The following is a 25,812-nucleotide window of genomic DNA, read 5'->3' as shown; positions in this document are numbered from 1 at the left end:
GTGCAACGAGATGCCGAGGAGGCCCCCGATGGAGACCGCCTACCTGATCCTCGCGCTGCTGGTCCTGTTGCTCCTGGTGGATGCCTGGGCCATCAACAGCGTGCTCCGCAGCGACAGCTCCGCCAGTCGCAAGCTCGGCTGGTCGCTGCTGATCCTGCTCCTGCCCGTGCTCGGCCTGGTCCTCTGGGGCTGGACCGGCCCCCGTGGCTTGCGCCCGGTGACCTCGCCGGAACACAGCAAGTGAACCCCACTGGAGACTGCCCATGAACAGCGAAACCTGTGCCTGTCCCAAATGCACCTGCCAGCCCGGCGCCGATGCCGTCGAACGCGACGGCCAGCACTATTGCTGCGCGGCCTGCGCCAGCGGCCACCCCCAGGGCGAGCCGTGTCGCGACGCCGATTGCCCCTGTGGCGGCACCACCCGGCCCCAGGTGGCGGAGGATCGCCAGCTGGACGACGCGTTGAAGGAGACCTTTCCCGCCAGCGACCCGATCTCGCCCTGAGGAGCGTGCCATGCCCGACCTGCAACTCGCGGACGAGGCCTCTCGCCTGGTGGCCTACCTGCGTAGCGCCGACCTCAGCCTGATCACTGCGGAATCCTGTACTGCCGGGCAGATCAGCGCCGAACTGTCGGCGGTGGCCGGCAGCGGCAAGGTGATGGAAGGCGGCTTCGTCGTCTATTCGCCGGCGGCCAAGCTTGCCCTGCTGGGGCTCGACCCGAACTGGCTGGAGCGTTTCAACCTGACCAGCGTGGAGGTCGCCGAGGCCATGGCCAGGGCGGCCCTGCAACGCAGTCCGGCGAGCGCCGCGCTGGCGGTCACGGGGTTGCTCGGCAGTGAAGCGAAGGACGGCATCCCGCCCGGTACCGTGTGCTTCGCCTGGGCCTTCCGGTTGCCCGCCGGCCTCGCCCTGTTCTCGCGCCGCGAGCGCTTCCACGGCGACCCCGCGCGGATGCGCCGGGAAGCCACCCGCTGGGCGCTGCGGCGCCTGCCCGAATTCCATCAACGCGCCTTGCGCGGCGAACGCGCCTGAGGCGTCCGACAGAGAGGAAACCACCATGAGCGAACAGCGACAGACCCTGCCGGCGCAGCACCAGGACCAACGTCCCGGCCACGAAAGCGAGATGCAGCCGAAGCCGGAGTTCGTTTCCGCCGATTACCGTCCGGCGGCCAAGCTGGAGGGTAAGGTGGCCCTGGTCACCGGCGGCGACAGTGGTATCGGCCGCGCGGTGGCGGTGGCTTTCGCCCGCGAGAAGGCGGATGTGGTGCTGGTCTACCTGGATGAGAACGAAGACGCGGCGAAGACCCGCGAGATCATCGAGTCGCTCGGCCGCCAGTGCCTGGCGTTCGCCGGCGACGTCGCCGACGCCGGCTTCTGCCGCCAGGTTGTGGACACGCTAAGGCAGAAATGGGGGCGCCTCGACGTGCTGGTCAACAACGCCGGCGAGCAGCATCCGCAGGCGCGCCTGGAGGACATCAGCGAAGAGCAGTGGGAGAAGACCTTCCGCACCAACATCTTCGGCATGTTCCAGTTGACCAAGGCGGCCCTGCCGCTGATGGGCAAGGGCGGGGCGATCATCAACACCACCTCGATCACCGCCTACAAGGGCAACCCCCAGCTGATCGACTATTCCTCGACCAAGGGCGCGATCACCTCGTTCACCCGGTCGCTGTCGATGAACCTGGTCAACCGCGGCATCCGCGTCAACGCCGTGGCCCCGGGCCCGATCTGGACGCCGCTGATCCCGTCCACCTTCAGCGCCGAGAAGGTCGCCCACTTCGGCGCGGATACGCCGATGGGCCGGCCCGGCCAGCCGGAAGAGCTGGCCGCCAGCTACGTCTACCTGGCCTGTAACGACTCGTCCTACGTCAGCGGCCAGGTGCTGCACGTCAACGGCGGTACGGTAGTCAACGGCTGAGGCGCCCCGGCGGCCGCGTTCACTCGCGTGCCGCCGCCGGCAGCAGGGGGTAGACCCGCACCGCGCTCAGACGCTGCGGGAACAGCAGGGGATAGCAGAGTTGCAGGCGAACGTGCGCCTCGCTGGTGCTGAGGGTTGGCGCGAAAGTGGTGAGCACGGTCCGGCCGGGTTGTCCGGCGTCTGAGAAATGAACCATGAAAGCCTGCATCGGAGCGCTCCTGCCGGGATACGGGAAAGGTCACTGCTCAGTGAAGCTGCGCTCCAGCTCTCGCGCCAGTCCGCACACCGACCGTTGGCAACGGCATTCCTCCCGACTGACGCCGGCGCCCGGCGGTTCCGTCGTGCGGACAGGCGGGCCGCCGGCGAAAAAGAATGAACCATCGCGGCCGCCGCGACTCCGCTTCTAGGTAGCCGGAACGGCCGGCCGCGACGCAGACAAGGAGCATGCCGATGAAACGCGACTGGGGGTTGATCAGGGATCTGCTGGAGCATCTGGAAAGCCTTGGCTTCGGCCAGCACTGGGAAGCACGCGAGCTACCCGGTCATTGCCGCGAGGCGGTGGCCTACCACTTGCAGTTGCTCAACCAAGCGCAACTGCTCTGCGGCAGCGTCCAGCATTCCTGGACCGGCCAGGAGCAATGGGTGGTCCACCACCTGACCCTGGCCGGCCACGACCTGCTCGACCGCCTGCGCCAGGAAAGCGCGGCGGCCGCCGTGCCGGTACGCAAGAGCGCCTGAGAAAACCCCGCAAGCACCGGCCTGCAGCGGCGGGCCGGAAGGAAGCCCGGCGATGCCCGACAGCCAAGACCAGACCCCAAGTGCGGTCCAGACCCTGAAAGCCAGCATCCTCGCCAAACTGCGCTACAGCGTCGGCCGCGACCCATCCACCGCCTGCCCGCACGACTGGTTCGAAGCGGTGGCCCTGGCGGTGCGCGACCACATCATCGACCACTGGGAGGAGGCCACCCCGCAAGGTGAAGCGCCCGCGCGCAAGCGGGTCTACTACCTGTCCCTGGAGTTCCTCATCGGTCGCCTGTTGCTGGACAACCTCGGCAACCTCGGGCTGCTCGAGGAAACCCGCCAGGCCCTTGCCGAGCTGGGCGTCGACCTGCAGCGGATCGTTGCCCTGGAGCCGGACGCGGCGCTCGGCAACGGCGGCCTCGGACGCCTGGCGGCATGCTTCATGGAAAGCATGGCCAGCCTCGACATTCCCGCGCATGGCTATGGCATCCGCTACGAGCATGGCCTGTTCCGCCAGGTGCTGACCGACGGCTGGCAGCAGGAGCAGACCGAGACCTGGCTGGATTTCGGCAATCCCTGGGAGTTCGAACGACCCGAGGTCAGCTACTACATCGACTTCGGCGGCAGCGTGCAGGTCGACAGCGAGCACAGTGGCCGAGCCATCTGGCGGCCGGACGAGCGGATCCGGGCGATCGCCTACGACACGCCGATCGTCGGCTGGCGGCGTGCCAGCGTCAATACCCTGCGCCTGTGGCGCGCTCGCGCCGAGGAAGACCTGCAACTGGACCGTTTCAACGCCGGCGACCATATCGGCGCGGTGGTCGACGTGGTCAAGGCGGAGAGCATCTCGCGGGTGCTGTATCCGGCCGACAGCACCGAGGCCGGTCAGGAACTGCGCCTGCGCCAGGAGTACTTCTTCGTCTCAGCCTCGCTGCAGGACCTGCTCGACCGCCACCTGCGCCATCATCACGACCTGCGTAGCCTGCCGGAACAGGTGGCGATCCAGCTCAACGACACCCACCCGGCGATCGCCGTCGCCGAGCTGATGCGGCAACTGGTGGACGTGCACCAACTGGCCTGGCCGGACGCCTGGGCGCTGAGCGTGGCGACCTTGTCCTACACCAACCACACGCTGCTCCCGGAAGCCCTGGAATCCTGGCCGGTGGCGCTGATGGAGCGCCTGTTGCCGCGCCACATGCAGATCATCTACCTGATCAATGCCTTCCATATAGACGCGCTGCGTGCCCAGGACATCCACGACTTCGACCTGTTGCGTTCGGTCAGCCTGATCGAGGAGGGCCACGGCCGACGGGTGCGCATGGGCAACCTGGCGTTCCTCGGTTCGCACCAGATCAACGGGGTATCGGCATTGCACACCGAGCTGATGCGCGAAACCGTGTTCCATGACCTGCATCGCCTCTATCCGCAGCGCATCAGCAACAAGACCAACGGCGTGTCGTTCCGCCGCTGGCTGTTCCAGGCCAACCCGGGGTTGACCGAGCTGCTGGTGGAGACCCTCGGCGCCGACCTGCTGGACACCCCGGAACGGCGCCTGCCGGACCTCGAGGAGCACGTCGAGGACGCCAGGCTGCGGGCGCGCTTCGCCGAGCAGCGTCGGCAGAACAAGACCGCCCTGGCGCGCCTGGTGCTGCACAGCCTCGGCGTGGCGATCGAACCGGAAGCGCTGTTCGATGTGCATATCAAGCGTATCCACGAATACAAGCGGCAGTTGCTCAACCTGCTGCACACCGTGGCGCTGTACCAGGAGATCCGCAACGACCCGACCGCCGACCGCGTGCCGCGGGTGAAGATCTTCGCCGGCAAGGCTGCCGCCAGCTACCACCAGGCCAAGCTGATCATCAAGCTGGCCAACGACATCGCCCGCACCATCAACGACGACCCCACCGTGCGCGGCCTGCTCAAGCTGGTGTTCCTGCCCAACTACAACGTCAGCCTGGCCGAGGCGATCATTCCCGCGGCGGACCTCTCCGAGCAGATTTCCACCGCCGGGCTCGAGGCCTCCGGGACCAGCAACATGAAGTTCGCCCTCAACGGCGCGCTGACCATCGGCACCCTGGACGGCGCCAATGTCGAGATGAGCCAGCGGATCGGCCTGGAACACATGTTCATCTTCGGCCTCAGCGCCCAGCAGGTGGAGCAGCGCCGGCAGGCCGGGGAGCTGGAGATGGGCGGGGTGATCGCGGCCTCGCCGCGGCTGGAGGAAGCCCTGGAGGCGATCCGCAGCGGGCTGTTCTCGGCCGACGACCGCAGCCGCTACGAAGGGCTGGTGGACGGCCTGGTGCACGACGACCGCTTCATGCTCTGCGCCGACTTCGAGGCCTACTGGCATGCGCAGTGCCGGGTCGAGGAAGTCTGGCGCGAGCCCGATCGCTGGTGGCGCTCGGCGTTGCTCAACGTGGCGCGGATCGGCTGGTTCAGCGCCGACCGGACGATCAGCGAATACGCCCGGGATATCTGGAAGCTATGAAGGGCCTTACCAGAAGCCGGCCGGGTGACGGCGTTCGGGGCCCTCCAGGCGAAGGTCGAAGGCGCGGCGGAAGAATACCGCCAGCTCGCTGTCCAGCACCATCGGGTTGATCGACGCCAGCTCGGCCGGCAGGCTGTGCCATTCCTGGGCCCCGGCCAGGTACTGGCGATGGATGACCCGCTCGCCGGGAATCGCCAGCAGGCTGTAGTGGCTTTTCTCGCCTCCCGGCTCGCCGACTTCCAGGCGCAGGCGAGGATGGCCGTCCTCGTCGAGGTCGAGGTCCACGTTGCAGTCCAGGCCGTAGCTGCGCGCCTCTTCGCAGGAGTCGACGAAAAGCGGTTTCGCCACCTGTTCGACGAGAGAAATGAAATAGTGCTGGAATCGCACTTCGTCACTGTTTTCCATGGCGAGTTCCATTTGTTTTAAAGTTCGACGATTAATTATTGAATGGGTCTATCGGAATGTCAGGGATTGCAATAGAAAAGAATAATTAAGTGCCTCCGCCTGGGCATTCTTCGGTATTCGCTCCATGATATTCGGGGTAGGGTTCCTGATCACTGTCTCCCGGTTCGAAATTCCATTCATGGCAATCGCGATCGGGTTCTTCGTTGCTTACCACGGGATCGCTGTAGGCCGGATGCTCGTAGGGTTTCATGGTGCTCCTCCGAGATGTGCGGGCTTTCATCTGACGCAATTCGGGGATTCCTGTCAATGCTGGCAATGGAATAAGGCAAGGATCTTTGAACCCTATGGATTGCGCTCGAAACATGCTGGCAAAGCGCTTCGCTTTCATTCGCTGAAAATAATCTGAACCACTGGCGAAACACCCTCTCAGAGTTAGGGCATGCGCAACGCATGCGTCCATGAAATCTGTTCTGAAGAGATTATTCGGAGGAAATAGAAATGGCACAGCATCAAGGTGGTAAAGGCAACTTCGCGGAAGACCCGAAACGTGCTTCGGAGGCCGGCAAGAAGGGCGGCCAGGCCAGCGGCGGCAACTTCAAGAACGATCCGCAGCGGGCCTCCGAGGCTGGCAAGAAAGGTGGCCAGCGCAGCCACGGCGGGAACTGATAACCGCGCAGTGAAGTGAATGGGGCGGAGCAGGGAGGCATCCGCCCCATTTTCATGCCCAGGATGAGGAGAGGAAACCGATGAGCGAGCAGAACAACGAGCAGCGCAGCCAGGCGGCCGGCACCGACACCGTCGACCGTGGCAACAGCAACGCCAAGCTGGAACAGCTGGAGGCCTATCGCGAGGACGCCACCGGAGAGGCCCTGAGCACCAATACCGGCACCCGCATCGCCGATAACCAGAACACCCTGAAGGCCGGCGAGCGCGGACCGTCGTTGCTCGAAGACTTCATCATGCGCGAGAAGATCACCCACTTCGACCACGAGCGCATTCCCGAGCGCGTGGTCCACGCTCGTGGCTCGGCGGCGCATGGCTACTTCGAGGCCTACGAGGACCTCAGCGACCTGACCAAGGCCGGCTTCCTCGCCGAGGCGGGCAAGCGTACCCCGGTCTTCGTGCGTTTCTCCACCGTGCAGGGGCCGCGCGGGTCCGCGGATACGGTGCGTGACGTACGCGGCTTCGCCGTGAAGTTCTATACCGACGAAGGCAACTTCGACCTGGTCGGCAACAACATGCCGGTATTCTTCATCCAGGATGCGATCAAGTTCCCCGACTTCGTCCATGCGGTGAAACCCGAGCCGCACAACGAGATTCCCACCGGAGCGTCTGCCCACGACACCTTCTGGGACTTCGTTTCGCTGACCCCGGAGTCGGCGCACATGGTCATGTGGCTGATGTCCGACCGCGCCATTCCGATCGCCTACCGCAACATGCAGGGCTTCGGCGTGCACACCTTCCGCCTGGTCAACGCGGCCGGCGAGAGCGTGCTGGTCAAGTTCCACTGGCGACCGAAGTCCGGGACCTGCTCGCTGGTCTGGGACGAGGCGCAGAAGCTCGCCGGCAAGGACCCCGACTTCAACCGGCGGACCCTCTGGGAGGACATCGAGAAGGGCGACTATCCCGAATGGGAGCTGGGCCTGCAGGTGATCCCGGAGAACCAGCAGGACAGCTTCGACTTCGACCTGCTCGACCCCACCAAGCTGGTGCCCGAGGAGTTGGTGCCGGTAAGGGTGGTGGGGCGGATGGTACTCAACCGCAACCCCGACAATTTCTTCGCCGAGACCGAACAGGTGGCGTTCCACGTCGGCCACGTGGTCCCCGGAATCGACTTCACCAACGACCCGCTGTTGCAGGGTCGGCTGTTCTCCTATACCGACACCCAACTGCTGCGCCTGAGCGGGCCGAACTTCAACGAAATCCCGATCAACCGCCCGCTGTGTCCGTTCCACAACAACCAGCGCGACGCGCCGCACCGGCAGACCATCAACCGCGGCCGGGCTTCCTATGAACCGAACTCGATCGACGGCGGCTGGCCGAAGGAAACCCCGCCGGCGGCGCGCAACGGCGGCTTCTCCACCTACCACGAGCCGGTCAGCGGCAGCAAGCTGCGCAAGCGCGCCGACTCCTTCGCCGATCATTTCAGCCAGGCCGCATTGTTCTGGCACAGCATGAGCGAGGCCGAGCAGGCGCATATCGTCGCCGCCTACAGCTTCGAACTGTCCAAGGTCGAGCGGCAATCGATCCGTGAGCGCGAAGTCAACCAGATACTCCTCAACATCGATCCGCAACTGGCCGCCAGGGTCGCGGCGAACGTCGGTGTGCAGCTCGCCGCGCCGGCCAACCCGGCACCGCAGCCGAAGCCGTCGCCGGCGCTGAGCCAGATGAACCTGCTGTCCGGCGACATCCGTTCGCGCAAGGTGGCGATCCTGATCGCCGACGGCGTCGCCGAGAGCGACGTCAGCGACCTACGCGACGCGCTCCGCCAGGAGGGCGCGGACGCCAAGCTGATCGCGCCCAGCGCTTCGCCGGTGCAGGCCGAAAACGGTGCCGAACTGATCCCGGAGGGAACCTGGGACGGCCTGCCGTCGGTAGCCTTCGACGCGGTCTTCGTGCCTGGTGGCGCGGCCAGCAGCCAGGCCATCGGCGCGGACGGACGCGGCCTGCACTACCTGCTGGAAGCCTACAAGCACCTGAAGCCAGTGGCCTTCGCTGGCGATGCCCAGGCGCTGGCCAGCCAGCTTTCGTTGCCTGGCGACCCCGGCGTGGTGCTCGGCGCCACGGCCACCGATGTCTTCCCCGGTCTGCGCCAGGCATTGATGCAGCACCGGATCTGGCAGCGCGAGGCGGCGACCAAGGCGATCCCCGCCTGAGGAGCGCCGCTGGCGAATCCGATCGCACCTTCCCGTCGTCTCGTCGGTCACAGCTGGAAAGGGCGGCTGGCCGAGCGATTCGGCGGGAGGACCCGGATGACCTTGCGTTGCCTGATCGGCGGTTGCGATTGGTGCCGGCAACCGGCGTTGCGACTGGGTGAGGAAACCTTCGACTGCGAGCGCTGCCTGCGTTGCGGTGCCCTGCGCTACAGCGGGATACAACGCCGATGAGCGCCTGGGAGACGCTGTGGAAGATCCTCGGCGAGGAGTTCGCCGATCTCGCCGACTTCGAGCAGACCGCCCGCGCCGCGTTGCGCCTGCTGCTGGCGGCGGCGCTCGGCGCGGTACTCGGCTACGAGCGCGAGCAGAGCGGCAAGGCCGCCGGCCTGCGCACGCACATGCTGGTAACCCTCGGCGCGGCGCTGTTCGTCATGCCGCTGCAATTGCAGGGTGGCGGGGCGGACGCGCTGAGCCGGGTGATCCAGGGCACCGTCGCCGGCATCGGCTTCCTCTGCGCCGGCACCATCCTCAAGGCAGGTCGGGAAAGCCGGGTCAGGGGCCTGACCACCGCGGCGGGTCTCTGGGCCAGCACCGCCATAGGCGTCGCGGTCGGACTCGGTCACCAGGGTACCGCGGTGCTCGGGACGGTCCTGGCGCTACTGGTGCTGCATGTCCTGGCCTGCCTGAACCGTTCGCCGCCATCTTCCGATAGCCATTGAGGAGAGTTCCGTCATGTTCAAGGACTTCGACGCCTGTACCGCCTGGACCGACGCGATGCAGGAGCGCTGCCAGCCGGTCGGCCTGATCCTCTATCAGCCCAAGCGGCGTGGCGCGGCGGTACGCATGCTGTGGGTAGTGACCCCGGGTTGCAGTTGCCTGAGCGACGCCGAGACCGCCGCCGACAACCTGCTCCAGCGCATCACCGACATCGCCGCCGACGGCCGCGTGCGTTACGCGGACGGCGGCACGCTGTAACCATCAAGAGGAGGAAACCGGCATGGCGCGTGCGATCTGGAAAGGCGCGATCAGCTTCGGCCTGGTGCATATACCGGTGAGCCTGTCGGCGGCGACCTCGTCGCAGGGCATCGATTTCGACTGGCTCGACCAGCGCAGCATGGAGCCGGTCGGCTACAAGCGGGTGAACAAGGTCACCGGCAAGGAGATCGAGCGCGAGAACATCGTCAAGGGCGTGGAGTACGAAAAGGGCCGCTACGTGGTGCTGAGCGAGGAAGAAATCCGCGCGGCGCATCCCAAGTCGACCCAGACCATCGAGATCTTCGCGTTCGTCGATAGCCAGGAAATTCCCCTGCAGCACTTCGATACCCCGTACTACCTGGCCCCCGACCGGCGCGGAGGCAAGGTCTACGCGCTGCTCCGGGAGACCCTGGAGCGCACCGGCAAGGTCGCCCTGGCCAACGTCGTCCTGCACACCCGCCAGCACCTGGCGCTCCTGCGGCCTCTGCAGGACGCCCTGGTGCTGATCACCCTGCGCTGGCCGTCGCAGGTGCGCAGCCTGGATGGCCTGGAGCTGGACGAAAGCGTCACCGAGGCGAAACTCGACAAGCGCGAGCTGGAGATGGCCAAGCGCCTGGTGGAGGACATGGCCTCCCACTGGGAGCCGGCCGAATACAAGGACAGCTTCAGCGACAAGATCATGAAGCTGGTCGAGGAAAAGGCCGCCAAGGGCCAGCTGCACGCGGTGGAGGAAGAGGAGGAGGTGGCTGGCAAGGGCGCCGACATCATCGATCTCACCGACCTGCTCAAGCGCAGCCTGCGTTCCCGCGCCGGCGGTGGCAAGGACAAGGGCAGCGAAAAGGCCGGGGCCGACGCGAAGGGTCGCGCCAAGTCCGGTGCCTCGCGTTCGCGGCGCAAGGCCTGAGGCGAGCCGCTGGGTAAATCAACCTGAACCAATCGGTCGCCGGCGGGCTCGGAATCAATGACCGTCCGCGCCGCCGGCCACTCGAGGCCGGCGGAAGCCTCGCGACCCATCGCCGAACCCACGTCCCGGAGGAGCGCGCCTCGATGAGTTCGATTGTCCGCAACAGCGACGATGATCCGCTGGTCATCGCCATCCAGCAGCCCCGTATCGCCATCGAGTCGGTCAGCCCTGTGGTGGAAGAGGGTGCCTATCCCGCGAAGACCGAGAGCGACCGCGACCTGCGCCTGGCCGCGCGAATCTTCGCCGATGGCCATGAGGTACTCGGTGCCGAGGTGGTCTGGCGGCGTGTCGGGGAAACCGCGGAGCGGCGCCTGCCGCTGCTGCCCGAAGGCAACGATTTCTGGAGCGCGCAGTTGCGCACGCCGCCCTGCGGCCGCCTGTACTTCCGTATCGAGGCCTGGATCGACCGTTTTGCCGGCTACCGCCGCGAATTGCGTGCCAAGCATGGCGCACGCCTGCCGCTGGACCTGGAGCTGCGCGAGGGCGACGAACTGCTGCAGCGCTGCGCCGAGCGCGGCGGTCCGGAGATCGCCGCCGCCTGTGCGCCGCTGGCCGAACGCCTGCAGGCCTGCCAGAGCGTCGAGGAGCGGGTGGCGCTGTGGCTGGCGGCGCAGACCGGCGAACTGTTGCGTCTGGTCGGCCCGCGCGAGCACCTGGTGCGCAGCCGCGAATACCCGGTGGAGGTGGAGCGACCGCTGGCGCGCTTCGCCAGTTGGTACGAGCTGTTCCCTCGCTCGGAAAGCGGCGACCCGACACGCCACGGTACCTTCGACGACGTGATCCGGCGCCTGCCGCAGATCGCCGCGATGGGCTTCGACGTTCTCTATTTCCCGCCGATCCACCCCATCGGCCGCACCCATCGCAAGGGCCGCAACAATTCCTTGCGTGCCGAGGCCGGCGACCCCGGCAGCCCGTATGCGATCGGCAGTGAGGATGGCGGCCACGAGGCGATCCATCCCGAACTGGGCGACCGCGAGGATTTCCGCCGGCTGCTCGTTGCGGTGCGCGAGCACGGCATGGAACTGGCGCTGGACTTCGCCATCCAGTGCTCCCCCGACCACCCCTGGCTGCGCGAGCATCCCGGCTGGTTCGCCTGGCGTCCGGACGGTAGCTTGCGCTACGCGGAGAACCCGCCGAAGAAGTACGAGGACATCGTCAACGTCGACTTCTACGCCGAACAGGCCCTGCCGAGCCTGTGGGAAGCCTTGCGCGACGTGGTGCTGGGCTGGGTCGAGCAGGGCGTGACGCTGTTTCGCGTCGACAACCCGCACACCAAGCCACTGCCGTTCTGGGAGTGGCTGATCGCCGAGGTGCGCGGCCGCCATCCGCAGGTGATCTTCCTTTCCGAGGCGTTCACCCGCCCGGCGATGATGGCGCGCCTGGGCAAGGTCGGCTTCAGCCAGAGCTACACCTATTTCACCTGGCGCAACGACAAGCAGGAACTGGCGGAGTACTTCGCCGAACTCAACCAGCCACCCTGGCGCGACTGCTACCGGCCGAACTTCTTCGTCAACACCCCGGACATCAATCCCTGGTTCCTGCAACGCTCCGGCCGCCCCGGCTTCCTCATCCGTGCCGCCCTGGCGACCATGGGGTCGGGGCTGTGGGGCATGTACTCCGGCTTCGAGCTGTGCGAGGCGGCGGCCTTGCCGGGCAAGGAGGAGTACCTCGACTCGGAGAAATACCAGTTGCGTCCGCGCGACTACCAGGCGCCGGGCAACATCGTCGCCGAGATCGCCCGGCTCAACCGCATCCGCCGGGAAAACCCGGCATTGCAGACGCACCTCGGGTTCCAGGCCTACAACGCCTGGAACGACCGCATCCTGTATTTCGGCAAGCGCACCGCGGACCTCGCCAACTTCGTTCTGGTGGCGGTCTGCCTGGACCCGCACGAAGCCCAGGAGGCGCATTTCGAACTGCCGCTGTGGGAGTTCGGCCTGCCCGACGACGCCAGTCTCCAGGGCGAGGACCTGATGAACGGGCATCGCTGGGTCTGGCACGGCAAGGTCCAGTGGATGCGCATCGAACCCTGGCACCTGCCGTTCGGCATCTGGCGCGTGCGGCGCGTCGACGCATAAGGAGAAACCCATGGCCAGACGCGAGAAGCCGGTCTTTCTCAACGACCCGCAATGGTACAAGGACGCGGTGATCTACCAGGTCCACGTGAAATCCTTCTACGACGCCAACAACGATGGCATCGGCGACTTCGCCGGGCTGATCGAGAAGCTCGACTACATCGCCGACCTCGGCGTGAACACTCTCTGGCTGCTGCCGTTCTACCCGTCGCCACGCCGCGACGACGGCTACGACATCGCCCAGTACCGTGGCGTGCACAGCGACTACGGCAGCCTCGCCGACGCCCGCCGGTTCATCGCCGAGGCCCATCGACGCGGTCTGCGGGTGATTACCGAGCTGGTGATCAACCACACCTCCGACCAGCATCCCTGGTTCATCCGCGCCCGCCACGCGAAGAAGGGGTCGCGCGCCCGCGACTACTACGTCTGGTCGGACAGCGACGAGAAATACCAGGGTACGCGGATCATCTTCATCGACACCGAGCAGTCCAACTGGACCTGGGACCCGGTAGCCCAACAGTACTACTGGCACCGCTTCTATTCCCACCAGCCGGACCTGAACTTCGACAACCCGCAGGTCCTGCGCGAGGTGCTCGGGGTGATGCGCTACTGGCTGGACATGGGCGTCGACGGCCTGCGCCTGGACGCGATTCCCTACCTGATCGAACGCGACGGCACCAGCAGCGAGAACCTGCCGGAGACCCACCAGGTGCTCAAGCGCATCCGCGCCGAGCTGGACGCGCACTATCCCGACCGCATGCTGCTGGCCGAGGCCAACCAGTGGCCGGAAGACACCCGGCCGTACTTCGGCGGCGAGGATGGCGGCGAGGGCGACGAATGCCACATGGCCTTCCACTTCCCGCTGATGCCGCGCATGTACATGGCCATCGCCCAGGAGGATCGCTATCCGATCACCGACATCCTGCGCCAGACCCCGGACATCCCGGCCAATTGCCAATGGGCGATCTTCCTGCGCAACCACGACGAGCTGACCCTGGAGATGGTCACCGACGACGAGCGCGACTATCTCTGGAACCACTATGCCGCCGACCGCCGCGCGCGCCTCAACCTGGGCATCCGCCGGCGCCTGGCGCCGCTGGTGGAGCGTGACCGGCGGCGCATCGAGCTGCTGCACAGCCTGCTGTTGTCGATGCCGGGCACGCCGACCCTGTACTACGGCGACGAGATCGGCATGGGCGACAACATCTACCTCGGCGACCGCGACGGCGTGCGGACCCCGATGCAGTGGTCGGTGGACCGCAACGGCGGCTTCTCCCGCGCCGACCCGGCGAAGCTGGTGCTGCCGCCGATTCTCGACCCGCTGTACGGCTACCAGACGATCAACGTCGAGGCGCAGGCGCGCGACCCGCATTCGCTGCTCAACTGGATGCGCCGCCTGCTCGCCGTGCGCAGCCAGCAGAAGGCCTTCGGCCGCGGCAGCCTGAAGATGCTCGCGCCGAGCAACCGACGGATCCTCGCCTACCTGCGCGAATACGCCGAGGGCGAACGGCAGGACAGCATCCTCTGCGTGGCCAACCTGTCGCGCGCGGCCCAGGCGGTGGAACTGGACCTCGCCAGCCATGCCGGCAAGGTGCCGGTGGAGATGATCGGCGGCATGTCGTTCCCGCCGATCGGCGAGCTGACCTACCTGCTGACCCTGCCGCCCTACGGCTTCTACTGGTTCTACCTGGCCGACGCGACGCAGATGCCGAGCTGGCACGTGGCCGCCGACGAGCGCCTGCCGGAACTGCCGACCCTGGTGGTCAAGCAGCGCCTCGGCGAGCTGCTGCAGGGCGCATCGCGGAACATCCTGGAAGGCGAGACGCTGCCGGCCTACCTGCCGAAGCGCCGCTGGTTCGCCGGCGAGAAAGGCCAGCCACGGCTCTGCTACATCGTTCCGCTGGACGAGGCGGAGCCGCGCTGTGCGTTGTGCGAAGTGGAGATCGACGGGCTGCGCTACCAGTTGCCGTTGGGCTTCCTCGACGCCGACCAGCGCGGCGACAGCCTGCCTCAGTTGCTGGCCCTGGCGCGCCTGCGGCGCGGTCGCAAGGTCGGCCTGCTGACCGACGCCGCCAGCCTGCCGCTGTTCGCCCGCAAGGTCCTCGCGCAACTCCGCGCCGAGGCGGTGATCGCCCACGGCGACGGCGAGATCCAGTTCATCCCGGCGGCGGGACTGGCGGAAATGGACGACATCGCCGACGAAGACGTCCTGCCGTTCTCGGTGGAGCAGTCCAACAGCTCGATCCGCTTCGGCGAGCGCATGGTCCTCAAGGTGCTGCGCAAGATCCTTCCGGGGCTGCACCCGGAAATCGAGGTCGGCGGCTACCTGACCCGCCACGGCTACCCCGGCATCGCCCCGTTGCTCGGCGAGGTACGGCGGGTCGGCGCGGATGGCGAGCCGCACACGCTGATGATCCTGCAGGGCTACCTGAACAACCAGGGCGACGCCTGGAACTGGACCCTGGACAACCTGGAGCGAGCCGTGCGCGACGAGATATCCGCGGCCAGCGAGGCGCTCGAAGGGCAATACGACAGCCTCGCCGAACTGCGCGGCTTCGCCGCCAACCTCGGCGCCCGGCTCGGCGAGATGCACAGCGTACTGGCCGGCGAGTCGGACGATCCGGCCTTCGGCAGCCGCGAGAGCGACGAAGCCAGCGTCCAGGCCTGGGCGCTGCGCATCGCCGAACAGTTGCGCGAAGCCGGCAAACGCCTGAGCGAGCCGCCACGGCCGTTGCAGGGCGAGGCGGCGGAACAGGCGCGGCGCCTGCTGGAACGCCTGCCGGCGCTGCTCGAACGCCTGCCGCTGCTGGCCCGGCAGGCAGCCGGCGGGCTGCTGATCAGGGTTCACGGCGACCTGCACCTGGGCCAGGTGCTGATGGTCCAGGGCGACGCACGCTTCATCGACTTCGAGGGCGAGCCGGCGCGCAGCCTGGAAGAGCGCCGCCAGCGCCACAGTCCGATGAAGGACGTCGGCGGCATGCTGCGCTCGTTCGACTACGCGGCGGCGATGGTCCTGCGCAACGCGCAGAGCACCGATAGCTCGGAACAGGCCGACAGCGCCCGGCGCAAGGTCGCCATGCGCTATCGCAGCGAAGCCCGCGACGCCTTCCTGGCCGGCTATCGGGCCGCCGCGGCGGGTCTCATGCACGCCTGGCACGGTCGCGAAGGCGAGGGGGCGGCGCTGGCCCTGGCCTGCCTGGAAAAGGCCGCCTACGAACTGCTCTACGAAGCCGACTACCGCCCCGACTGGCTGGAAGTGCCTCTCGCCGGTCTGGCCGAACTCACCGAACACCTCCTGAAGGGCAAGAACCGATGAGCGAACCGATGTCCGAACGCGAACGCTGGCAACTGGAGCTGGACAAGCTGCAGCGCGGCCTGCAGGGCGATCCATTCGCCTTCCTCGGCCCGCAGCGCGACCCCGGCGGCGAAGGCGGCGTGCTGCGCGCCTACCTGCCCGGCGCGCAGCGCGTCGAGCTGCTCGACGAAGACGGCGCGACGCTCGCCGAACTGGAGCAGAGCGACCCCGGCAGCGGCTTGTTCCAGCGCCACCTGGAGCGCCTGCCACCGCGCTACCGCCTGCGCGTGCACTGGCCGGACGGCGTGCAGGAAAGCGAAGACCCCTATGCCTTCGGGCCGTTGCTCGGCGAACTCGACCTCTACCTGTTCGCCGAAGGCAACCACCGCCAACTGGCCTCCTGCCTGGGCGCGCAACTGACCCGTCACGAAGGCGTGGAGGGCGTGCGCTTCGCAGTCTGGGCGCCGAACGCCGTGCGCGTCTCGGTGGTCGGCGATTTCAACGGCTGGGACGGGCGCCGTCACCCGATGCGACGACGCTATCCATCCGGCGTCTGGGAACTGTTCGTCCCGCGCCTCGGCGAGGGCGAACTGTACAAGTACGAGTTGCAGGGCCACGACGGCCTCCTGCCGCTGAAGGCCGACCCCCTGGCGCTGGCCTGCGAGACGCCGCCCGGAACCGCTTCGAAGACCTGCGCGGCGTTGCGCCACGAGTGGCGCGACCAGGACTGGCTGGCCCGGCGCGCGGAGCGCCAGGGCTATGCGGCACCGCTGTCGATCTACGAAGTCCACGCCGGCTCCTGGCGCCACCGCGACGGCCGGCCGCCGCACTGGTCGGAACTGGCGGAGGAGCTGATTCCCTACGTGCGCCAGCTCGGCTTCACCCATATCGAGCTGATGCCGGTGATGGAACATCCCTTCGGCGGCTCCTGGGGCTACCAGCCGCTCGGGTTGTTCGCCCCCACCGCGCGCTACGGCACGCCGGAGGACTTCGCCGCGTTCGTCGACGCCTGCCACCAGGCCGGCATCGGCGTGATCCTCGACTGGGTGCCGGCGCATTTTCCCACCGACGCCCACGGCCTGGGCCGTTTCGACGGCACGGCGCTGTACGAGTACGAACATCCCTTCGAAGGCTTCCACCAGGACTGGGATACCTACATCTACAACCTTGGCCGCAGCGAGGTGCACGGCTTCATGCTGGCCTCGGCGCTGCACTGGCTGCGCACCTACCACGTCGACGGCCTGCGGGTGGATGCGGTGGCCTCGATGCTCTATCGCGACTATTCGCGCAAGGAAGGCGAATGGCTGCCGAACCGCCATGGCGGCCGGGAGAACCTGGAGGCCATCGACTTCCTCCATCACCTCAACCAGGTGGTCGCCAGCGAAACCCCCGGCGCGCTGGTGATCGCCGAGGAATCCACCGCCTGGCCCGGCGTCAGCCGTCCGGTGGCGGAGGGCGGCCTGGGCTTCAGCCATAAGTGGAACATGGGCTGGATGCACGACAGCCTGGCGTACATCGGCGAAGACCCGCTGCACCGGCGCTATCACCACCACCAGTTGACCTTCGGCCTGCTCTACGCCTTCTCCGAGCATTTCATCCTGCCGATCTCCCACGACGAGGTGGTACATGGCAAGCACTCGCTACTGGACAAGATGCCCGGCGACCGCTGGCAGAAGTTCGCCAACCTGCGCCTGTACCTGAGCTTCATGTGGTCGCACCCGGGCAAGAAGCTGCTGTTCATGGGATGCGAGTTCGGCCAGTGGCGCGAGTGGAACCACGACGGCGAACTGGACTGGTACCTGCTGCGCTATCCGGAGCATCAGGGCGTACAGGACCTGGTGGCGGCCCTCAACCGGCTGTACCGCGAACTCCCCGCACTGCATGCGCGCGACGGCGAGGCGCTCGGCTTCGAATGGCTGATCGGCGACGACCAGGCGAACAGTGTCTACGCCTGGCTGCGCCACGCGGCCGGCGAGCCATCGCTGCTGGCGGTACACAATTTCACCCCGGTGCCGCGCCAGGGCTATCGGATCGGCGTACCGCAAGGCGGCGACTGGGACGTGCTGCTCAATAGCGACGCCCAGGCGTTCGCCGGTTCCGGCGCAGGCAGCCAGGGCCGCGTCTCCAGCGAGTCGTGCGGCGCCCATGGCCAGGCGCAGTCGCTGGTGCTCGACCTGCCGCCGCTGGGCACGCTGCTGCTGCGTCCGGCCGGCTGATTCACGCCTGGCCCTGGCGCAGGCGGCGCTGTTTGCGGCGCAGGCGGATCGCCCGGCGCTCCAACAGCAGGTAGACCACGCAGGCCAGCGCCAGGGGTAGGAGGAAATACAGCACCCGGTAGCCGATCAACGCGGCCAGCAGCACGCCCTGGGACAGGCGCCCCTGGAGCAGGGCGATGAACACCGCTTCGAGCACCCCGAGCCCGGCCGGGATATGGGTGATGACCCCGGCGATGCTGCTGATCAGGAGGATCGCCAGGACGCTCGGGTAATCCACGCTGTGCGGCAGCAGGCTGTACAGCAGGAGCGCCATCAGCGACCAGTTGCTCGCTCCGAGCAGGCCTTGCAGGGCCGCCAGCCGCCAGGACGGCAGGGTCAGCCGATGCTCGCGCCAGCCCCAGGCGCGGCGTCGGGCGAAACGGCAGGCCAGCAGGTAGCCTGCGGCCAGCGCCAGGAGCAGGGCGCCGATCAGGCGCAGGCCGTCGCTGCCGAGCTTCCAGCCCGGCGGCAAGGCCGGCAGGCCGCAGCTGAACAGGATGCCGGCGAGCAGCAGGTAGCCGAACCAGTTGGTCACCAGGCTGAAGGTGAGGATCCGGGTGATATCGGCGATGTCCAGGCCGAGCCGACTGTACAGGCGATAGCGCAGCGCCACGGCGCCGACCCAGGAACTCAGGTTGAGGTTGAACGCATTGCACACGAACGCCACGGTGAAGACCCGCCGCTTGGGCAGCGAGTGGCCGATGTAGTAGCGGCTGAGCAGGTCGAAGCTGCTGAACACCGTATAGCCGGCGGCCGCCAGCAGCAGCCCGAGGAACAGGGTCGCGGGGCGATACTCGCCGAGGGCGTGGCGGACTTCCTGCCAGTCGAGATTCTTCACCAGCAGGAACAGCAGCACCGGGACCAGCACGAAGAACGCCAGGGTCAGCAGCCTGCGCAGCCAGCGCCAGTGAGAGCGGCGCGGCGGCGTCGAGGTGGCTTCGTGACCGCTGCCGTTCATGGGTTGCCCCGCTGGCCCTGGCGTTCCTGCCAGCGCCGCGACGGACGCGGCTCCAGCGATTTCAGGCGTGGCAGATGGGCGGGTACCCAACCGGCGATAGCCGGAAAGTGCCTGGAAAAGTGGAAGCCGAGGAAAATCAGCGGCGCTCGCCACCAGTAGCCGCGCCTCGCGTGGCGGCGGCTGATGCGCCGGCAGTGGCGGCGCGCCAGCTCGCGCAGGTGCTGGTAGAGCTGGCCGTTGAAGGCGACGTCGCGGATCACCAGGTTGGCCTCCAGGTTCAGCGACAGGCTGAGGGGATCGAGATTGCTCGAACCGATGGTCGACCAGTCGTCGTCGATCACCGCGACCTTGCCGTGCAGCGGACGCTGGCAGTATTCGTGGATACGCACGCCCTCGCGCAGCAGGTAGTCGTAGAGCAGCCGGCTGCACAGGCGCACCAGCGGCATGTCCGGCATGCCCTGTAGTACCAGGTCGACGCGCACGCCGCGGCGCGCCGCATCGCGCAGCTCGCGAAGCAGGCGGTAGCCGGGGAAGAAATAGGCGTTGGCGATCAGCAGGCGTCGCCGCGCCTGGCGGATCGCCTGCAGGTACTCGTGCTCGATGTCGTCGCTGGACTGGTCGTTGTCGCGGATCACCAGGCGCACCCGCGCCGGCTGCCCGGCGCCCGACGGCCGCAACGGCGGGTAGTCGGCGTCCGGTTCGAGCAGCGCCAGGCAGGCCTGGCGGATATCGCGCACCACCGGGCCCTCGACGCGCACCGCGTAGTCCTGCTTGGCCATGTTGCCGCGACGTACCAGGTGGTCCTCGCCGTAATTGATGCCGCCGACGAAGGCCTGCCGGCGATCGATCACCACCAGCTTGCGGTGCAACCGGCGAAACAGGTTGGTGCGCATGCCGAGCAGGCGCGGGCGCGGGTCGAACAGGTGCACGCGAACCCCGGAGGCGGTCAGCCTGGCCAGGTAGTCCGGGCTGAGCGAGGCGGTGCCGTAGCCGTCCACCGTGACCTGCACCTCGACACCGCGCTCGGCGGCGGCGCTGAGGGCTTCCTGCAACTGCCGGCCGACCTCGTCCTCGAAGATGATGAAGGTTTCCAGGAGGATCTCCCGGCGCGCCTCGGCGATGCACTGGAACAGGCGCGGAAAGTACTCTTCGCCGTTGATCAGCAGTTCTACGCGGTTGCCGTCGCGCCAGGGGAAGTTCATGGCTCCACCTCCACCGCCAGCGGCAGGTGGTCGGACAGGTGCGACCAGGGCCGCCGCGAGAGGATGCGCGGCTGGCGCCCGCGGGCATTGCGCAGGTAAATGCGGTCCAGCGGCAGCACCGGCCAGCGCGCCGGGAAGCTGCGCGCCGGCCGGCCCTGGGCGCCGACGAAGACTTCGCGCAGGCCGCAACCGGCGAGCAGTTGGTCAGCGCGCTGGCGCCAGTCGTTGAAGTCGCCGGCGACCACCACCGGCTCGCGCTCCGGCAGGCCCGCCACCAGTTCGCAGAGCAGTTGCAACTGGCGCTGGCGCTGCGCCTCGCGCAATCCCAGGTGCACGCAGACCGCGTGCAGCGGACGGCCGATGTCGATCACCGCATGCAACAGGCCGCGTTCCTCGTTGCCCGCCACCGAGACGTCGAGGTTGCGGTGGGCGAGGATCGGATGCTTGGAGAGCACGGCATTGCCATGGTGGCCTTCGGGATACACCGCGTTGCGCCCGTAGGCGAACTGCGGCCACATGCTGTCGGCCAGATACTCGTATTGCGGCGCCGGCGGCCAGGACGGCAGGCGCGCGGCGTGCAGGCTATGGGAGCCGAGGACCTCCTGGAGGAACACCAGGTCGGCACCGACGCTGCGCACCGCTTCGCGCAACTCCGGCAGGATGAAGCGCCGATTGAACGGGTTGAAACCCTTGTGGGTGTTCACCGTCAGCACCTGCAGGCGTGGCAGGATCATGCGGCACTCTCCCGCAGGTCATCGGGCAACTGTCCGGGCACCGTGCGCAGGCCGCCGTCGAGTTCCAGCAGCTGCAGGAGGCGCCGGGCGTCGTAGGGTGCGCGCACCTTGACGTCGTTGTCGAAGTAGCAGTACAGGTCGCGCGCCGTCGCCTTCGCCGGTGCGTCCTGGCTGGCCCGGCGCAGGTCGTCGGCCTGGCCGCCGCCGGCCCAGGCGCGGATCCGTGCCTGCCACTGGCCCAGGGCCGCTTCCGAATAGCCGCTGCGGTACAGTTCCTTGTCGCCATGCAGGCGCAGGTACAGGAAGTCGGCGCAGACGTCGCCGAGCAGCGGCCACTTGCCGGCGGTATCGGCCACCACCAGGGCAACCCGGTATTCGCGCAGCAGCTCGATGAACGTCGGGTCGACGAAGCTCTCATGGCGGATTTCCACGGCATGCCGCAGGCGCTGCGCCGGATCGCCGTCGAGGTAGCCCTCGCGGTGCAGGCGCGCGGCGCTGTGCCGGGCGAGCTTCTGCGCGGCGGCGCCGTCGCGCGGCAGGCGGGCGAGGAAATCGGCGAACAGCTCGCGGTCGAAGCGCATGCTCGGCGGGAACTGCCAGAGGAACGGGCCGAGGCGCTGGCGCAGGGCGAGGGGGCCGGAGGCGAAGAAGTTCGCCAGCGGCTCTTCGATCTCGCGCAGGCGCCGCACGTGGGTGATGTAACGCGGGGCCTTGACGCTGAAAACGAAGTCCTCGGGGGTGTCCTCGGCCCAGCCGCGGAAGCGCTCGGGCGTCTGCAGGGCGTAGAAGGTGCCGTTGATCTCGATGCTGTTCACCGCCCGCGAGGCGAAGCGCAGTTCGTCCTTCTGGCGCAGCCCCTCGGGATAGAAGTCACCTCTCCAGGGGGCGTAGCGCCAGCCGGAAATGCCGATGCGCAGGCGTGCCGGTGCGCTCATGCATCACCCCCGGGCGCCGCTTTCCGGCGTCGGCCGGCGCGCCAGTTCGTCCACCGCGCGTTCGTCGAGGCGTTCCTCGCTGCCCTCGACCTGGCGCTTCTGCGGCACCAGTTCGACCTTGATCCAGCCGGTCTCGCGGCGGTCGAAGGCTTCGAAGGCCTCGATGGCGTCGCCGATCGGCTTCACCTGGGTGAGGATCTTCGCCGGGTCGATGCGTCCGCTGAGCACATGTTCGAGCAGCAGCGGAATGTACTTGCGGTGGTGGCAGTTGCCCATGCGGATGGTCAGGTTGCGGTTCATCGCCAGGCCGATGGGAAACTGCCGCGAGTCTTCGGCGTAGACGCCGATGATCGACAGGGTGCCGGCCTTGGCCAGGCCCTGCACCGCCCACTCCAGGGCCTGTGCGGGGGCGTTGCCGGGACTCCAGCTGGTGCCCTCCTGGCGCGGCGCCGGGGTGGCGGTGCCATGGCTGTGCTCGGCGTCCACGCCGACGGCGTCGATGGCGCGGTCCACGCCGATCCCGGCGGTCAGCCAGCGCAGGGCCTGGACCGGATCCTCGCGCTCGAAGTCGATCACTTCGGCGCCTTGCTGGCGGGCCATGTGCAGGCGGTCCGGGTGGCGGTCGATGGCGAACACCCTGGCGGCGCCGAGGAGCAACGCGCTGGCGATGGCGAACTGGCCCACCGGACCGCAGCCGAACACGGCGACGGTGTTGCCGGGGGCGATACCGGCCAGTTCGGCGCCGAAGTAACCGGTGGGGAAGATGTCCGACAGGAGTATCGCCTGGTCGTCGCTGATGCTGCTGGGCAGGCGGATCAGGCCGATGTTGGCATAGGGAATCCGTGCTTTCTCGGCTTGCAGCCCATGGAAGCCGCCGTTGGCCCGGGGGCCGCCGAAGAACGCGGTGCCGGCCTGGCTGCCGCCGGGGTTGGCGACGTCGCACTGGGCGTAGTAGCCGGCTCGGCAATACACGCAATTGCCGCAGGCGATGGTCGAGGGAATCACCACCCGGTCGCCGACCTGAAGGTTGCGCACTTCGTCGCCGAGCGCCTCGACGATGCCCACGCCCTCATGGCCGAGGATGGTTCCCGGACGCATGCCGCCGACGCTGCCACGGACGAAGTGCAGGTCGGTGCCGCAGATCGCCGAGGCGGTCAGCCGCACGATGGCGTCGGTGGGCTCCTGCAGGCGCGGCTCCGCCACGTCTTCCAGGCGGATGTCGCCGATGTCATGGAATACCACGGCTTTCATGGCGTTCTCCCGGTTGGGGCCCGGCCTCGGCCGGAACGGCAAAGGCGGGCCGGGTGGAAGAAAGGCTCAGTAGTGGGCCTGGGCGACGCCCTGCAGGACGGTGGCGCTGGAGGCCTGGTCGCGGCAGCTGGCGATGTTGCCCAGGGAAACCACGCCGACCAGCCGCTTCTCGCGGTTGAGCACCGGCAGGCGGCGCATCTGGATGTCGGCCATGTTGCGGGCCACGTGCTGGACGTCTTCGTCTTCGAAGCAATAGTGGATGTCGCCGCTCATGATGCGGCCCAGCGGGGTATCCCCGGACAGGCCGCCGGCTACCGCGCGGATGGCGATGTCGCGATCGGTGATCATCCCGACCAGGCGGTCGCCTTCGCCGACCAGCAGGGCGCCGCTGTCGATCCTCGCCATGGTGGCGGCCGCCTCGCGGATGCTCTGCTGCGGGTCGGCGACCTGGACGTTGCGGGTCATGATGTCGCTGATCTTCATGCTGTCCTCCTGTGTAGGGTGGATGTGCGGGCGCCGCGTGCGGCACCTACAGGTTCCGACTGGAGGTGCCAGGGGCGGTTCAGCTTTTTTCCCCGCCGTTCATCCTTCCGCTCCGGCGCCCGGCGGTTGTAGCTCGAATAGCAGGAAACTGCGGCCGCCGACCAGGAACTCGCTGGCGAACGGGTAGCGTTCGCCGAGCGGGTCCTCCGGCCGTTGGGTATCCAGCAGGCAGGTCCAGCCGCTGCCCTCGGCCACCTCGGGAAGACGGAAGGACACCGCGTCGTGGTAGGCATTGAGGATCAGCAGCAGGGTGGCATCCTCACCGCTGCGCAGGATCCCGGTGGGTTGCGCGCGGCCATCGAGGAGCACGCCGAGACAGCGGGCGTGCTCGTCGTGCCAGTGTTCCTCGGTCATCTCCTCGCCGCCGGGCGCCAGCCAGGTGACGTCCTTGACACCCAGCGCCTCGTTGTACTCGCCGATCAGGAAGCGCCCCCTGCGCAGGATCGGATAGCGTTGGCGCAGGGCCAGCAGGCGCTGGGTGAAGGCCAGCAGCGAACGGCCCTCGTCGTCCAGCCGCCAGTCGATCCAGCCCAGTTCGTTGTCCTGGCAATAGACATTGTTGTTGCCCTGCTGGGTGCGGCTGAACTCGTCGCCGGCGACCAGCATCGGGGTGCCCTGGGACAGCAGCAGGGTGGACAGCAGGTTGCGCATCTGGCGCAGGCGCAGGGCGCGGATCTCCGGGTCGTCGGTGGGGCCCTCGCAGCCGTGGTTCCAGGACAGGTTGTGGTCGCTGCCGTCGGCGTTGTTCTCGCCGTTGGCCTCGTTGTGCTTGTGATCGTAGGAAACCACGTCGCGCAGGGTGAAACCGTCGTGGGCGGTGACGAAGTTCACCGACGCGTAGGGCCGCCGTCCACGCTGGTCGTAGAGATCGCCGGAGGCGGTTAGGCGTCGCGCCAGTTCCGGCAGCATGCCGTCGTCGCCGCGCCAGTAGGCGCGCACGCAATCGCGGAAACGGTCGTTCCATTCCGCCCAGCCGGGCGGGAAGCCGCCTACCTGGTAGCCGCCGGGGCCGCAATCCCAGGGTTCGGCGATCAGCTTGCACTTGCTCAGCACCGGGTCCTGGCGGCAGGCGACGAGGAAGCCGTGGCGCTCGTCGAAACCGTCCGGATGGCGGCCGAGGATGGTCGCCAGGTCGAAGCGGAAGCCGTCCACGCGCATCTCCGTGGCCCAGTAGCGCAGCGAGTCGGTGACCATCTGCAACACGCAGGGGTGGCTGAGGTCGAGGGTGTTGCCGGTGCCGGAATCGTTGATGTAGTAGCGGCGCTGGTCGGGCATCAGGCGGTAGTACGAGGCGTTGTCGATGCCGCGCATGCACAGGGTCGGACCCAGCTCGTTGCCTTCCGCGGTGTGGTTGTAGACCACGTCGAGGATCAGCTCCAGTCCGGCGTCGTGGAGGTGCGCGACCATCTCCTTGAACTCGTTGACCTGGCCGCTGGCGAGGTAGGCCGGGTGCGGGGCGAAGAAGGCGATGCTGTTGTAGCCCCAGTAGTTGCTCATGCCGTTTTCCAGCAGGTGCTTGTCGTCGACGAAGCCGTGGATCGGCAGCAGCTCGACGCTGGTCACCCCGAGCCGGCGGATGTGCGCCAGCAGGTCGGCGTTCATCAGCCCGGCGAAGGTCCCGCGAACCGCCTCCGGGACCTGTGGATGGCGCATGCTGAGGCCGCGCAGGTGGGCTTCGTAGATCACCGTGCGGTCCCAGGGGACGCGTACCGGCGGGCGCTCGGCCCAGGTGAAGGCCGGATCGATGACCTTCGACTTGGGCACGAAGGGCGCGCTGTCGCGCTCGTCGAAGCTGAGGTCGGCGTCGGCCGAGCCGATGGTGTAGCCGAACAGCGCCTCGGACCAGCGCAGGCGGCCGACCAACTGCTTGGCGTAGGGATCGAGGAGCAATTTGTTGGGATTGAAGCGGTGGCCGGCATCCGGCTCGTAGGGACCGTGCACCCGGTAGCCGTAGATCTGCCCCGGGTGGGCGTCGGGCAGGTAGCCGTGCCAGATCTCGTCGGTGTACTCGGGCAATTCGATGCGCTCGATCTCCTTTTCCCCGCGCGCGTCGAACAGGCACAGCTCGACCTTGGTCGCGTGGGCCGAGAACAGCGCGAAATTGACGCCGAGGCCGTCCCAGGTGGCGCCAAGGGGGAAGGGGTGCCCTTCGCTGATCCGCGAAGGGGCGGGGCTACGCTTTCTGCTCATGCACTGG

24 protein-coding genes and 1 pseudogene are annotated in these 25,812 nt (G+C 67.7%); 15 read left to right on the top strand and 10 right to left on the bottom strand.

The features are described 5' to 3' along the window. Window positions 1-28: 28 nt before the first annotated feature. From ACTJJX_RS12250 to ACTJJX_RS12235, 4 genes and pseudogenes are all read left to right on the top strand, one after another. Window positions 29-244, top strand: coding sequence for a PLDc N-terminal domain-containing protein (locus ACTJJX_RS12250; protein WP_016851670.1), 216 nt, complete (start codon window positions 29-31; stop codon window positions 242-244). A gap of 19 nt (window positions 245-263) precedes the next feature. After that, complete coding sequence (locus ACTJJX_RS12245; protein ID WP_003100805.1) at window positions 264-503, top strand: metallothionein; 240 nt, start codon at window positions 264-266, stop codon at window positions 501-503. Window positions 504-513: 10 nt separating this feature from the next. Further along, window positions 514-1,061: pseudogene (locus tag ACTJJX_RS12240) on the top strand (CinA family protein). Next, on the top strand, window positions 1,058-1,918 hold the full coding sequence (locus ACTJJX_RS12235) for an SDR family oxidoreductase (RefSeq protein ID WP_003100806.1): 861 nt from the start codon (window positions 1,058-1,060) through the stop codon (window positions 1,916-1,918). Before ACTJJX_RS12240 ends, ACTJJX_RS12235 begins: the two are co-directional and overlap by 4 nt. Window positions 1,919-1,937: 19 nt before the next feature. On the opposite strand, the gene ACTJJX_RS12230 is transcribed toward ACTJJX_RS12235, so the two are convergent. Further along, window positions 1,938-2,126, bottom strand: coding sequence for a hypothetical protein (locus ACTJJX_RS12230; protein WP_003088902.1), 189 nt, complete (start codon window positions 2,124-2,126; stop codon window positions 1,938-1,940). Window positions 2,127-2,368: 242 nt separating this feature from the next. On the opposite strand from ACTJJX_RS12230, the gene ACTJJX_RS12225 reads away from it, so the two are divergent. Continuing rightward, complete coding sequence (locus tag ACTJJX_RS12225; protein WP_003100808.1) at window positions 2,369-2,656, top strand: DUF2513 domain-containing protein; 288 nt, start codon at window positions 2,369-2,371, stop codon at window positions 2,654-2,656. 52 nt (window positions 2,657-2,708) lie between these two features. Continuing rightward, window positions 2,709-5,147 carry a glycogen/starch/alpha-glucan phosphorylase gene (locus ACTJJX_RS12220; RefSeq protein WP_016851669.1) on the top strand — a complete coding sequence of 813 codons (2,439 nt, stop codon included), beginning with the start codon at window positions 2,709-2,711 and terminating at the stop codon, window positions 5,145-5,147. A 6-nt stretch (window positions 5,148-5,153) separates the two neighbouring features. Here ACTJJX_RS12220 and ACTJJX_RS12215 read toward each other — a convergent pair whose 3' ends face one another. Both ACTJJX_RS12215 and ACTJJX_RS12210 read right to left on the bottom strand, forming a co-directional pair. Continuing rightward, window positions 5,154-5,552: a hypothetical protein gene (locus ACTJJX_RS12215; RefSeq protein ID WP_003100818.1), complete on the bottom strand. Its 399-nt coding sequence runs from the start codon at window positions 5,550-5,552 to the stop codon at window positions 5,154-5,156. Window positions 5,553-5,637: 85 nt separating this feature from the next. After that, window positions 5,638-5,802 (bottom strand): hypothetical protein, encoded by a 165-nt coding sequence (locus ACTJJX_RS12210; RefSeq protein ID WP_003160214.1) that lies wholly within the window; start codon window positions 5,800-5,802, stop codon window positions 5,638-5,640. Window positions 5,803-6,050: 248 nt separating this feature from the next. Here ACTJJX_RS12210 and ACTJJX_RS12205 point away from each other — a divergent pair, with 248 nt between their 5' ends. From ACTJJX_RS12205 to glgB, 9 genes are all read left to right on the top strand, one after another. Next, window positions 6,051-6,218 (top strand): general stress protein, encoded by a 168-nt coding sequence (locus ACTJJX_RS12205; protein ID WP_003088912.1) that lies wholly within the window; start codon window positions 6,051-6,053, stop codon window positions 6,216-6,218. An 80-nt stretch (window positions 6,219-6,298) separates the two neighbouring features. After that, the gene (gene katE / locus ACTJJX_RS12200) at window positions 6,299-8,428 is read left to right on the top strand and encodes a catalase HPII (protein ID WP_003144291.1); all 2,130 of its coding nucleotides are present in this window, start codon (window positions 6,299-6,301) and stop codon (window positions 8,426-8,428) included. 96 nt (window positions 8,429-8,524) lie between these two features. After that, complete coding sequence (locus ACTJJX_RS12195; protein WP_003088917.1) at window positions 8,525-8,659, top strand: PSPA7_2676 family Cys-rich small protein; 135 nt, start codon at window positions 8,525-8,527, stop codon at window positions 8,657-8,659. Further along, window positions 8,656-9,147, top strand: coding sequence for an MgtC/SapB family protein (locus tag ACTJJX_RS12190; protein ID WP_003088919.1), 492 nt, complete (start codon window positions 8,656-8,658; stop codon window positions 9,145-9,147). Before ACTJJX_RS12195 ends, ACTJJX_RS12190 begins: the two co-directional genes overlap by 4 nt. A 13-nt stretch (window positions 9,148-9,160) precedes the next feature. After that, a complete protein-coding gene (locus ACTJJX_RS12185) occupies window positions 9,161-9,403 on the top strand; it encodes a hypothetical protein (RefSeq protein ID WP_003088922.1) in 243 nt (80 codons plus the stop codon). Between the two features lie 22 nt (window positions 9,404-9,425). Next, window positions 9,426-10,307 (top strand): non-homologous end joining protein Ku, encoded by an 882-nt coding sequence (ku, locus tag ACTJJX_RS12180; protein ID WP_016851668.1) that lies wholly within the window; start codon window positions 9,426-9,428, stop codon window positions 10,305-10,307. A 143-nt stretch (window positions 10,308-10,450) separates the two neighbouring features. Further along, window positions 10,451-12,445, top strand: a complete 1,995-nt coding sequence (locus tag ACTJJX_RS12175) for an alpha-1,4-glucan--maltose-1-phosphate maltosyltransferase (protein WP_003120192.1) — start codon at window positions 10,451-10,453, stop codon at window positions 12,443-12,445. Window positions 12,446-12,455: 10 nt separating this feature from the next. Then, the gene (gene treS, locus ACTJJX_RS12170) at window positions 12,456-15,758 is read left to right on the top strand and encodes a maltose alpha-D-glucosyltransferase (RefSeq protein ID WP_003088929.1); all 3,303 of its coding nucleotides are present in this window, start codon (window positions 12,456-12,458) and stop codon (window positions 15,756-15,758) included. After that, on the top strand, window positions 15,755-17,953 hold the full coding sequence (gene glgB, locus ACTJJX_RS12165) for a 1,4-alpha-glucan branching protein GlgB (RefSeq protein WP_003113646.1): 2,199 nt from the start codon (window positions 15,755-15,757) through the stop codon (window positions 17,951-17,953). The genes treS and glgB overlap by 4 nt, the downstream gene beginning before the upstream one ends. Window position 17,954: 1 nt before the next feature. Here glgB and ACTJJX_RS12160 read toward each other — a convergent pair whose 3' ends face one another. From ACTJJX_RS12160 to glgX, 7 genes are all read right to left on the bottom strand, one after another. Further along, window positions 17,955-18,950 carry a lysylphosphatidylglycerol synthase domain-containing protein gene (locus ACTJJX_RS12160; protein ID WP_003113647.1) on the bottom strand — a complete coding sequence of 332 codons (996 nt, stop codon included), beginning with the start codon at window positions 18,948-18,950 and terminating at the stop codon, window positions 17,955-17,957. Then, complete coding sequence (gene clsB, locus ACTJJX_RS12155; RefSeq protein WP_004343467.1) at window positions 18,947-20,152, bottom strand: cardiolipin synthase ClsB; 1,206 nt, start codon at window positions 20,150-20,152, stop codon at window positions 18,947-18,949. Before clsB ends, ACTJJX_RS12160 begins: the two co-directional genes overlap by 4 nt. Then, window positions 20,149-20,886, bottom strand: coding sequence for an endonuclease/exonuclease/phosphatase family protein (locus tag ACTJJX_RS12150; protein ID WP_003118105.1), 738 nt, complete (start codon window positions 20,884-20,886; stop codon window positions 20,149-20,151). The genes clsB and ACTJJX_RS12150 overlap by 4 nt, the downstream gene beginning before the upstream one ends. Further along, window positions 20,883-21,821 (bottom strand): DUF72 domain-containing protein, encoded by a 939-nt coding sequence (locus ACTJJX_RS12145; protein ID WP_004343473.1) that lies wholly within the window; start codon window positions 21,819-21,821, stop codon window positions 20,883-20,885. Before ACTJJX_RS12145 ends, ACTJJX_RS12150 begins: the two co-directional genes overlap by 4 nt. 3 nt (window positions 21,822-21,824) lie before the next feature. Then, window positions 21,825-23,072: a zinc-dependent alcohol dehydrogenase gene (locus ACTJJX_RS12140; RefSeq protein WP_003088939.1), complete on the bottom strand. Its 1,248-nt coding sequence runs from the start codon at window positions 23,070-23,072 to the stop codon at window positions 21,825-21,827. 66 nt (window positions 23,073-23,138) lie between these two features. Next, on the bottom strand, window positions 23,139-23,555 hold the full coding sequence (locus ACTJJX_RS12135; RefSeq protein ID WP_003088942.1) for a CBS domain-containing protein: 417 nt from the start codon (window positions 23,553-23,555) through the stop codon (window positions 23,139-23,141). 99 nt (window positions 23,556-23,654) lie between these two features. Continuing rightward, the gene (gene glgX, locus ACTJJX_RS12130) at window positions 23,655-25,805 is read right to left on the bottom strand and encodes a glycogen debranching protein GlgX (protein ID WP_016851667.1); all 2,151 of its coding nucleotides are present in this window, start codon (window positions 25,803-25,805) and stop codon (window positions 23,655-23,657) included. Between the last annotated feature and the right edge of the window lie 7 nt (window positions 25,806-25,812).

Origin of the sequence: Pseudomonas sp. 22490, assembly GCF_052044465.1 — a bacterium.
Classification (GTDB): domain Bacteria; phylum Pseudomonadota; class Gammaproteobacteria; order Pseudomonadales; family Pseudomonadaceae; genus Pseudomonas; species Pseudomonas aeruginosa.
This window is presented reverse-complemented; position numbering and strand designations above follow the sequence as displayed.